Source organism: Rathayibacter sp. AY1E2 (assembly GCF_002932325.1).
Lineage (GTDB): Bacteria > Actinomycetota > Actinomycetes > Actinomycetales > Microbacteriaceae > Rathayibacter.
In genome coordinates this window covers 131,738-142,121 of record NZ_PSVO01000007.1, presented here as the reverse complement: position 1 = coordinate 142,121, position 10,384 = coordinate 131,738, and the positions used below count along the sequence as shown (strand labels likewise).

The following is a 10,384-nucleotide window of genomic DNA, read 5'->3' as shown; positions in this document are numbered from 1 at the left end:
CCGTCGAGCCGACCGCCGTCGCACCCTCGCACCGCCGGCCGATGGGCGACTCCCCCGAGCGGGAGACGTCCGCGCCCTGGTGGACGAGCGCCGTCGTCTACCAGATCTACCCGCGCTCGTTCGCGGACTCGAACGGCGACGGCATCGGCGACCTGGGCGGCATCCGCTCGAAGCTCGACCACCTCGCCGACCTGGGGGTCGACGTGATCTGGCTCTCGCCGGTCTACCCGTCGCCGCAGCACGACAACGGCTACGACATCTCGGACTACGAGGACATCGACCCGCGGTTCGGGACGCTGGAGGAGTTCGACCTGCTCCTCGCGGAGGCCCACGAGCGCGGCATCCGCATCGTGATGGACCTCGTGGTCAACCACACGAGCGACGAGCACGCCTGGTTCGTCGAGTCCCGCTCCTCGCAGGAGGACCCGAAGCGCGACTGGTACTGGTGGCGCCGCGGGCGCCGCTCGGCCGAGCCCGGCCGCGAGCTCGAGGCGGCCGCCGGCGCCGGCCTCGACGTCGCCGAGCCGAACGGCTGGCGCTCCTACTTCTCCGGCCCGGCCTGGACGCTCGACCCGGCGACGGACGAGTACTTCCTCCACCTCTTCGCGGTGCAGCAGCCGGACCTCAACTGGGAGAACCCCGAGGTGCGGCACGCGGTGCACGCGATGATGAACCGCTGGCTCGACCGCGGAGTGGACGGCTTCCGGATGGACGTGATCAACCTCGTCTCGAAGGACGTCGGAGCCGTCGACGGCGAGCAGGGCGGCACGGGCATCGTCGGAGGGGTGGGTCCGCGGCTGCACGAATACCTCCGCGAGATGCACGAGGCCGTGTTCGCGCACCGCGAGGGCTCCTTCCTCACCGTCGGCGAGATGCCCGGTGTCACCCTCGAGGAGGCGGTGCTCGTGACGGATCCCGAGCGGCGTGAGCTCGACATGGTCTTCCAGTTCGAGCACGTCGGCATCGACCACGGAGTCGACAAGTTCCACCCGGTGCCGCTGGACCTGATCGCCTTGAAGGCCAACCTCGCGCGCTGGCAGGACGGCCTGGCCGAGCGCGGCTGGAACAGCCTGTACCTCGGCAACCACGACCAGCCGCGTCTCGTCTCGCGCTTCGGGGACGACGGCGCGCACCGCTACGAGTCCGCGACCCTCTGGGCGACGCTCCTCCACCTCCAGCGCGGCACGCCGTACATCTACCAGGGCGACGAGATCGGGATGACGAACGTCCCGTTCGCCGGCATCGAGGACTTCCGCGACGTCGAGTCCCTGAACTACTGGGCCGAGGCCGTCGACGAGCGCGGCGAGGACCCGGCGACCGTGCTCGCCGGGCTGCGCGCGCAGAGCCGCGACAACGCCCGCACGCCGGTGCAGTGGGACGACGGCCCCCAGGCCGGCTTCACGACCGGCGAGCCGTGGATCGCGGTCAACCCGAACGCCGCCGAGGTGAACGTCGCCGCTGACCGGGCCGCCGAGCGGTCGGTCTTCGAGTACTACCGGGCGCTGATCGCGCTGCGGCACGCCGATGAGACGGTGCAGCTGGGCCGCTTCGCGCTGCTGGAGCCCGAGCACCCCGCGCTCTTCGCCTTCACGCGCACCGGACCGGGCGAGCTGCTCGTCGTCGGGAACGTGTCCGGCGAGCCGATCGACGTGCCGCTGCTCGAGGAGTGGGCGGCTGCCGAGACGGTCCTCGGCAACGTCGCCGGTGCGACCGGGTCGACGCTCGGCCCGTGGGAGGCGCGCATCCTGCGCCGCTGAACCTCGCCGCGCCCCGCTCCGAGCCCGGCGCGGGGCGCGGCGCGGCGCCCGATGGCGGCGGACCAGCGGGCGAGAGGCTCAGGCGGAGACGCGGTCCAGCTGGGCGATATCGCTCCGGGTCAGCGGGAGCGCGGCCGCCGCGAACAGCGACTCGAGCTCCGCGGCGTTCCGGGCCCGGACGATCGCCGCCGAGACCTCCTGGTGCGAGAGCACCCAGGCGAGCGCGACCACGCCGGGCTCCGTGCCGTGGGCGCCGGCGATCTCGTCGAGGGCAGCGAGCACGCGGGAGCCGTGGCGGCCGACGTAGTCCAGGCCCGCCTCGAACAGGGCCGACTCCGGCTCGTCCGTGCGGCTGCGCAGGGCGCCGGTGAGGTAGCCGCTCGCCAGGGGCAGCCGCGCGAGGGTGCCGAGCTCGAGCCGCACCACCTCGGGGGCGACGTCGGTCTCGTACGTCCGGCGCTCCATCAGGCTGTACTCCGACACGACGGCCGAGAGCGACGGCAGCGCGAACGCGGTCGCCGTCTCGTGCAGCGCCGTGATCGCCGCTCCGCTGAAGTGCGCGGCGCCCAGGGCGCCGACCGAGCCGTCCGCCAGGAACGGCGCGACCGCCGCCAGGCTGTCGGCGATGGGGATCCCGGGGTCCTCGCTGTCGAACGAGAGCAGGTCGATCCGGGTGCCGAGCCGCTCGAGGCTCCCCTCGATCGCGATGCGGACGTCCTCCGGGGCGAGTCCCGGCGCGTCCGGGTGCCGGCCGACCTTCGTCGCGACCAGCATCCGCTCGCGCAGCCCGCTCTGCTCGAGCCAGCGGCCGATCATGTACTCGCTCCGACCGGTCGCGTAGTGGTCCGCGGTCGAGATCAGGGTGCCGCCGAGGCGGCCGAACGCGTCGAGCACCTCGGTGGTGTCGTCGATCCCGGCGGCCCAGCCGAAGACGGAGCCGTCGAGGGCGAGCGGATGCACGGGGAGGCCGGTCCGACCCAGGGTGCGTGAGAGGAGGGGCGTCTCCGGCTCGGTGGCCAGGGGCGTCGGGTCGGTCACGGAGTCCTCCGGTCGGGGCGGTGCGGCGCGGTCCCGCCACCGTACCCCATGCCCCCGCCGACGACGGACGCCCGCCCCACCGGAGTGGGACGGGCGTCACGGTCGTGCAGGAGGGATCAGCTCTCGGCGGGAGCCTCGACCTCGGCCTCCTCGGCCACGACGGGCGCGAGGGACAGCTTGCCGCGGTCGTCGATCTTGGTGATCTGGACGAGCAGCTTCTGGCCGACTCCGAGGACGTCCTCGACGTTCTCGACGCGCTTGCCGCCGGCGAGCTTGCGGACCTCGCTGATGTGCAGCAGTCCGTCCTTGCCGGGGAGGAGCGAGACGAACGCGCCGAAGGTCGCGAGCTTGACGACGGTTCCGAGGAACTGCTCGCCAACCTCGGGGTTGGTCGGGTTCGCGATGGCGTTGACCTGCGCACGCGCGGCCTCGGCCGACGGACCGTCGACGGCTCCGATGTAGACGGTGCCGTCCTCCTCGATGGAGATGTCGGCGCCGGTCTCGTCCTGGATCGCGTTGATCGTCTTGCCCTTGGGGCCGATCAGCTCGCCGATCTTGTCGACGGGGATCTGCACCGAGATCACGCGGGGCGCGGTCGGGGCCATCTCGTCGGGCTGGTCGATGGCCGCCGTGAGCACCGCGAGGATCGTGGTGCGGGCGTCCTTGGCCTGCTTGAGCGCGGCGTCGAGCACCGACGACGGGATGCCGTCGAGCTTCGTGTCGAGCTGGATGGCCGTGACGAACTCGGCGGTTCCGGCGACCTTGAAGTCCATGTCGCCGAGCGCGTCCTCGGCGCCCAGGATGTCGGTCAGCGCCGCGTAGCGGGTCTGGCCGTCGACGACGTCGGACACGAGGCCCATCGCGATGCCCGCGACCGGGGCGCGCAGCGGCACTCCGGCGTTGAGGAGCGACAGGGTCGACGCGCAGACCGAGCCCATCGAGGTCGAGCCGTTGGAGCTCAGCGCCTCGGAGACCTGGCGGATCGCGTAGGGGAACTCCTCGCGGCTCGGCAGCACCGGCACGAGGGCGCGCTCGGCGAGGAAGCCGTGCCCGATCTCGCGACGCTTCGGCGATCCGACGCGGCCGGTCTCACCGGTCGAGTAGGGCGGGAAGTTGTAGTGGTGCAGGTACCGCTTCTTGGTGACGGGCGACAGCGAGTCGATCTGCTGCTCCATCTTGAGCATGTTCAGCGTGGTGACGCCCAGGATCTGGGTCTCGCCGCGCTGGAAGATGGCCGAGCCGTGGACGCGCGGGATGACCTGCACCTCGGCGTCGAGCGGGCGGATGTCGGCCAGGCCGCGTCCGTCGATGCGCACGCCGTCGCGGAGGATGCGGCCGCGGACGACCACCTTCGTGACGGACTTGTACGCCGCTCCGACCTGGTTGTAGGCCTCGGCCGAGAGCTGGCCCGAGGCGATGCGCTCGGCGATCTGCTCCTTGACGCGCGCCTTGAGGGCGTCGTCGGCGTCCTGCCGCTCGACCTTGTCGGCGATCTGGTACACGCGGACGAGCTCGTCGTAGCTGAGCTCGGCGACGTTGTCGTAGGTCTCCTGCGCGTAGGGCAGGAACACCGGGTAGTCCTTGACCGGCTTCGCCGTCTCGGCGGCGAGCTTCGCCTGCGCCTCGACGAGTGCGCGGAGGAAGGGCTTGGCGGCCTCAAGGCCCTCGGCGACGACGTCCTCGCTGGGCTTGGTCGCACCCGCCTTGATGAGGTTCCAGGAGGACTCCGTGGCCTCGGCCTCGACCATCATGATGGCGACGTCCGAGGAGCCGTCCTCGTTGGTGACGACGCGGCCCGCGACGGTGAGGTCGAAGACGGCGTTCTCCAGCTGAGAGGCCTTGGGGAAGGCGACCCACTGGTCGTTGCCGGAGCCGTCGGACATGAGCGCCAGGCGGACGCCGGCGACCGGGCCGGAGAACGGCAGGCCGGAGATCTGCGTGGACGCGCTCGCGGCGTTGATCGCGAGGGCGTCGTAGAACTCGTCCGGCGCGATGCTGAGGACCGTGATGACGATCTGGACCTCGTTGCGCAGGCCCTCGACGAACGAGGGGCGCAGCGGCCGGTCGATCAGACGGCAGACCAGGATCGCCTCGGTGGAGGGGCGGCCCTCGCGGCGGAAGAACGAGCCGGGGATCTTGCCGGCGGCGTAGGAGCGCTCCTCGACGTCGACGGTCAGCGGGAAGAAGTCGAAGTTGTCCTTCGGGTTCTTCGAGGCCGACGTGGCCGAGAGGAGCATGGTGTCCTCGTCGAGGTAGGCGGCGACGGCGCCCTGAGCCTGCTGCGCGAGGCGGCCGGTCTCGAAGCGGACGGTGCGGATGCCGTACGAGCCGTTGTCGAGAACGGCTTCGGCGAATGTGATTTCAGGACCTTCCAAGAGGTCTGTCTCCTTAACGTCTGCAGCGGCGCCCCTTCTGGGCGCCGGCGTTCGTCGGAGCAGCGGTCCGGTCAGGAATCGAGACGATCCCACGGCAGGGCTTCGCGCCGTGCCGTCGTGTGGAGGGCGTTCGTGCTGGCCACCAGTAGAAGAGCTCCGGGCTGTCGCGACCTGTGCCGCGAGCGGGACGTGCCGCCTGCGACTCGTGCCGCGGCGGCCCGTGCTCTGTCGCACGCTGCCGCCGTCCGGGACTCCACCACCGAGGACCAGCTTCCTGCCGGCCTGCTCCGTGGCTCGAATCCTGGGTCGACCGGCGGTCGCTTTCGGATTCGGAACCGGTTCATGCTATCAGCCGCGGTGCGGTTCCTCCATGGACCGCGCCGACCCGGCGGGCCCTCCGCCCGTCAGCCCCGCGTCTCGTGCATCAGCAGCTCGACGCGCAGCCCGCCCCTCACCGTCACGATGCGGGCCGGCACGCGGGGCGACCTCCCCGCCTCCGAGAGCCGGGCGAGGGCGGCCTCGACCACGTTCTCGAGACCGCGCGGCACCTGACCGACGAGCCCCGAGGGGCGCTGGGCCGCGAACAGGCGGACCGGCATCGGAGCGTCCACGCGCTCCTCCTCCGCGGTGCGGCGCGGGATCACGGCCGTGACCTCGTCCTCGCCGAGGGCGAGCACCCGCGCGATCTCGTCCTGGTGCGGCCGGGAGTCGGCGAGGCGGAGGAGGGTGTCGCCGCGCCGCGACTTCGGGCGCAGCTCGTAGTCGTAGTCGTCGAGCTTGCCCGAGCCGCGGTCGTCGGAGGGGAGGGGGTTCGCGTCGCCGCGTCCGAACGGGAAGAGCTTCATGCCCCCATTGTCCAGCGCGCGACCCCTCCCCCGCTCGCGTCAGGCGGTGCGCCGCATCCGGGCGATCGCCGCGAGCACCAGGACGAGCACGACGGCGACGAAGCCGAGCAGGACCGGGACGGCCGGCAGGAGCGCGAGCGCGGCACCGATCGCCAGGACCGGCACCGCGAGGCCGAGGTAGGCGGCGAGGAACACGGCCGCGAGCACCTCGCCGCGGGTCTCGTCGGTGGCGAGCGAGCCGGCGACTCCGAGCGCCAGGCGGAAGAGCAGGCCCACGCCCGCTCCCGCGAGCACCCCGCCGACGATGAAGGCGGACACCGAGACGATCACGGCGCCGGTCGCGACCAGCAGCAGCCCGGCCGTCAGCGCCACGGCCGCGAGGCGGAGCGCCGTCCGCGAGGACAGCCGGATCGAGACCAGCTGCGCGACGGCTCCGGCGGCGAAGACCCCGAAGGAGACCGCGCCCGCCTCGAGGTGGGAGGTCTCGCCGAAGCGCCCGGCGAGGAAGGTCGGCGCCAGCGAGGTGAAGAGGCCGAACACGGCGAACCCGGCGAACGCGCCGACCGCGGCCGAGAGGAAGACGCCGCGGGAGGCGGCCGGCACGGCCAGGCGCTGCGGACGGTAGGCCGGGAGGACCTCGCGCCGCTCGACCGTCTCGGGGACGAGCGCGACGCCGATCCCGAGGACGACCAGGAGGACGAGGAACACGGCGTACGGGACGACCAGGGGCTCGCGCACCGTCACGGCGAACACCCCGCCGACGAGCGGGCCGAGCGCCAGCCCGCCCATGTTGACGAGGGCGGAGACGGCGCGGGAGGTGCCGGGGCCCTCCTCCGGGCGGGCGACGGCGCGCAGCTCCGCGAGGTGGGCGGTGGCCGTCGCGGTGAGCGCGCCGACGCCGAGCCCGGTCAGCAGGCGGGCGAGGATCAGCCCGGGCACGTCCGGCCAGAGCAGGAACACGGCGGCCGCCAGGACCTCGACGAGGATCGACGCGAGCAGGATCCGGCGGCGGCCGAGCCAGTCGCTGACGTGCCCGGCGAGGAAGAGGCTCGCCACGACTCCGACCGCGTACGCGGCGAAGACCACGGTGACGACGAAGGCCGGGAACCCGTCGCGCTGCTGGTAGATCGCATAGAGCGGTGTCGGCACGGTCGAGAACGCCATCACCGTGAGGAAGGCGACGGCGATCACCCAGAAGCCGTGGCGGTGCGGGAGCTCGCGGCGGTGGACGGACGGGAGGGAGCGCTCGGTGGTGGTCACGGTGTCCACAGTGCTCCGCCCCATCATCCGTGTCCAACGGAGGATCTTCGTTGGATTGATCGTCTCTGCTGGATAATGGGCGGATGGACGACCGCCAGCTCGCCGCCTTCGTCGCCGTCGCCGAGGAGCTCAGCTTCACCCGGGCGGCCGCGCGCCTGTTCGTCGTGCAGTCGACCCTCTCGGCGAGCATCCGCTCGCTCGAGCAGGAGCTCGGCTCGCCGCTGTTCGCCCGCTCGACCCGGCGGGTGGCGCTCACCGCGGTCGGCGAGGCGCTCCTGCCCTCGGCCCGATCGGCGATCGACAGCCTCGACCGGATGCGCTCGCTCGCGGCCGACGACGCGGCGGGGCTCCGCGGGCGGGTGCGGGTGGGCACCTTCTCCGCCCTCGACCTCGTCGACCTGCCCGGCGCGCTCGGCGTCTTCCGCACTCGGCACCCGCTGGTGGACCTGCTCCTGCGCACCTCGACCACCGGCTCCACCGGTCTCGCCGAGGACCTGCGCCGCGGCCTGCTCGACGCCGCTCTGCTGGCACTGCCGGCGACGCAGCTGCGGGGCCTGGCGGTGACGCGGCTGGTGCGCAGCGACTACGTCCTGCTGGTGGAGAGCGCGCATCCGCTCGCCGCGGCGGGACCGCCCTCCCCGCAGGACCTCGACGGGCTCACCTTCGTGGACACGCCCGCCGGCTTCGGCAACAGGGTCGCCGTCGACCTCGCCTTCCGCGAAGCCGGGGCGTCGCGCCGGGTGGCCACCGAGGTCGCCGATCTGCCGGGGATCCCCCGCTTCGTGCAGGCGGGGCTGGGGCCGGCGATCGTGCCGCGCGCGGGCGTCGAGCCGCTGGAGGGCGTCACGGCCCTCGCGCTCGACTGGCCGGGGCTGGTCTGGGAGCTCTCGGTCTGCACGGCGCCGCGCCCCTCCGCCGCGGTGCAGGCGCTCACGGCCGTGCTGGCGGAGCGGTCGGCCTAGGCCTCAGCCCTCGCGCAGGGGGCCGCGGACGATCGAGTCGCCGGAGTGCTCCGGGTCGTCGTCGAACGGCTCCTGGGAGACGTCCACGAGCGGGTACTCGGCGAGGTCGACGTCGTCGGGCACGGCGAAGACGCCGTCGGTCCCGTCGAGCACGCCGAGCCCGACCAGCCCGGAGGCGTCGGCGGCGAGGAGCCAGACCTCCCGGTACGAGTCGTCCGCGCTCTGCGCATCGAGGTGCACGTGCAGGCGGCGGGTGCCGTCGGCGTCCTCCAGCTCGGCGGTTCCGCTCGCTCCCTGCCAGTCGGGGAGAGCGGCGAGATCAGCGCGCGCCACGACGGCGGCGGTGTCGTCGCTCCGCGAGGCCTGCCACCAGGCTCCGCCCGCGACCCCGATGACGAGCGCGCCGAGAGCGGCCAGCACGGCGCTCAGAGCGCGGGGCCGGCGGCGGCGGGCGGGACGGTGCCGTCCCGGGGGAAGGGCGAGCGGAGGCGGCACGGCAGCGGCCGACGACGGCAGGGCGCCGGGCCCGAGGTCGCCGAGGGCGAGCTCCTCGCGGATGCGGTCCCAGACGATCGCGGGCGGCGCCTCCAGCTCGACAGCACGGCTCGCACGGCCCAGACCCGCGGCGTGGCCGAGCTCGACCAGCTGCCGGGCGCAGTCGGGGCAGTCGCGCAGGTGGGCCTGCTCGGCGTCGCTCGAGTGTTCGCCGAGGGCGAGCAGGGCGAGCTCGTCGGGATCGAGGTGGGTCATGTGCTGCTCACCTCCAGGCGGGAGCGGAGCCGGTCGAGGCTGCGGCGGATGTGGCTCTTGACGGTACCGAGCGGCAGGCCGGTGCGCTCGGCGATCTCGGTGTGGGTGAGGTCCTCGTAGAAGGCGAGGCCGATCACCCGCCGGGGGACGGGATCCAGGCGGGCCAGCTCGTCGGCGATCAGGATCCGCGCCTCGAGGTCGACGGGGGCCTCCCCCTCCTCGACCGGGGTGACGGCGACGAGGGCCTCGGTGAGCCTCCGCTCGCGCGCCCGCGCCTCGTGCGCGTCCGCGATCCTCCTCCGGGAGATCCCGACCAGCCAGGCTCCGAGAGCCGCCCGTCCGGGATCGAAGCCCGAGCGCGAGGTCCAGGCCGAGACGAACACGCGCTGCACCACGTCCTCCGCGTCGCCGCGGTCGCCGAGCGAGCGCAGCGCCAGCGTGAAGACCAGCGGCGACCAGCGCGAGTACGCCTCGGCGAGCGCCGCCTCCTCCCCTGCGGCGAAGCGGCGGCCGAGCCGGGCCACGAGAGCGCTGTCGGCCTCGGCGCCGTCGGCGGGCTCGATGGTCTCGATCAGGGGATCCCTCCAGGGCTGCGGGGAGCGCTGCCGCCCGGGGGCGTGCGGCGCTGCGAGGCTCATCGTACGTCGCTGAGGCTCGGGCGGGCGGATCAGCCGGCCGGGACGGCCGTGACCACCACGTTGCTGAGGTAGTGGCGGGTGTCGTAGTCGAAGTCGCCGCCGCAGGTGATCAGGACCAGCCGCGGCGGTCCGTCGGCGGCGAACACGGCCGAGAGGTCGACCGTGGTCTTCTCCGTGGTCTCCACCGTCGAGACGGTGTACGCGCGCTCCGCGCCGTCCGCGCCGGTGAGGGTCACGGTCTGGCCCGGGACCGCCTTCTTCAGCTCGACGAACGGCCCGAGGCCGTAGGCGAGGGAGTCGACGTGCGCGGCGATCACGACCGTGCCCTCCGGCTCGTCGAGGCCGGCGCCGAAGCGGTACCAGCCGGCGACCTGCGTGTCGGGCACGAGCTCCATCGTGCCGTCGTCCGCGACTCCGACCGGCTCGACGGCCATGTCGACGGGGAGCCCGTCGACGACGAGCCGCTCGGGAGCGAGCGCGGTGGGGGCGGGGGTCGCGCCGAGCCGAGCATCCGCCACCGGCACGGACGGCACCGCTTCCGGCAGGGTCGCCGCGGGCGAGGAGGGGACCGTGGCCGGCACCGGCTGCTGGGGCGCCGAGGAGACGGCGGCGGGAGCGGGCTCCACCCGGGACTCCTGCGCCGCGCATCCGGCGAGACCGGCACCGGCCACGATCAGCCCGACCACGGCGAGGACGCGCAGAGGGAAGGGGCTCCGGCTCATGGCGTCCTCCTGGGTCGTGGTCGGGGGTGCCGGGACG

Annotated in this window: 9 protein-coding genes; 2 read left to right on the top strand and 7 right to left on the bottom strand. The window is 73.4% G+C overall.

The window, feature by feature from the left end; translation table 11 throughout:
- The first annotated feature begins 41 nt into the window (after window positions 1–41).
- Window positions 42–1,757 (top strand): alpha-glucosidase, encoded by a 1,716-nt coding sequence (locus C5C49_RS08005; RefSeq protein WP_104345861.1) that lies wholly within the window; start codon window positions 42–44, stop codon window positions 1,755–1,757.
- 78 nt (window positions 1,758–1,835) lie between these two features.
- On the opposite strand, the gene C5C49_RS08000 is transcribed toward C5C49_RS08005, so the two are convergent.
- The 4 genes from C5C49_RS08000 to C5C49_RS07985 all read right to left on the bottom strand — a co-directional run bounded on the left by C5C49_RS08000 (window position 1,836) and on the right by C5C49_RS07985 (window position 7,275).
- Window positions 1,836–2,795, bottom strand: coding sequence for an aldo/keto reductase (locus C5C49_RS08000; protein WP_104233259.1), 960 nt, complete (start codon window positions 2,793–2,795; stop codon window positions 1,836–1,838).
- 116 nt (window positions 2,796–2,911) lie between these two features.
- Window positions 2,912–5,170 (bottom strand): polyribonucleotide nucleotidyltransferase, encoded by a 2,259-nt coding sequence (locus tag C5C49_RS07995; RefSeq protein WP_104345860.1) that lies wholly within the window; start codon window positions 5,168–5,170, stop codon window positions 2,912–2,914.
- A gap of 404 nt (window positions 5,171–5,574) precedes the next feature.
- Window positions 5,575–6,015 (bottom strand): hypothetical protein, encoded by a 441-nt coding sequence (locus C5C49_RS07990; protein ID WP_104226292.1) that lies wholly within the window; start codon window positions 6,013–6,015, stop codon window positions 5,575–5,577.
- A gap of 39 nt (window positions 6,016–6,054) precedes the next feature.
- Window positions 6,055–7,275, bottom strand: a complete 1,221-nt coding sequence (locus tag C5C49_RS07985; RefSeq protein ID WP_258068416.1) for an MFS transporter — start codon at window positions 7,273–7,275, stop codon at window positions 6,055–6,057.
- Window positions 7,276–7,358: 83 nt separating this feature from the next.
- Here C5C49_RS07985 and C5C49_RS07980 point away from each other — a divergent pair, with 83 nt between their 5' ends.
- The gene (locus C5C49_RS07980; RefSeq protein ID WP_104233255.1) at window positions 7,359–8,237 is read left to right on the top strand and encodes a LysR family transcriptional regulator; all 879 of its coding nucleotides are present in this window, start codon (window positions 7,359–7,361) and stop codon (window positions 8,235–8,237) included.
- 3 nt (window positions 8,238–8,240) lie between these two features.
- On the opposite strand, the gene C5C49_RS07975 is transcribed toward C5C49_RS07980, so the two are convergent.
- The 3 genes from C5C49_RS07975 to C5C49_RS07965 are packed head-to-tail and all read right to left on the bottom strand — an operon-like array spanning window position 8,241 to window position 10,347.
- A complete protein-coding gene (locus C5C49_RS07975) occupies window positions 8,241–8,987 on the bottom strand; it encodes an anti-sigma factor (protein ID WP_104239041.1) in 747 nt (248 codons plus the stop codon).
- Window positions 8,984–9,625, bottom strand: a complete 642-nt coding sequence (locus C5C49_RS07970; protein ID WP_104226288.1) for an RNA polymerase sigma factor — start codon at window positions 9,623–9,625, stop codon at window positions 8,984–8,986. Before C5C49_RS07970 ends, C5C49_RS07975 begins: the two co-directional genes overlap by 4 nt.
- 29 nt (window positions 9,626–9,654) lie before the next feature.
- On the bottom strand, window positions 9,655–10,347 hold the full coding sequence (locus C5C49_RS07965) for a class F sortase (RefSeq protein WP_104260617.1): 693 nt from the start codon (window positions 10,345–10,347) through the stop codon (window positions 9,655–9,657).
- Window positions 10,348–10,384 lie beyond the last annotated feature (37 nt).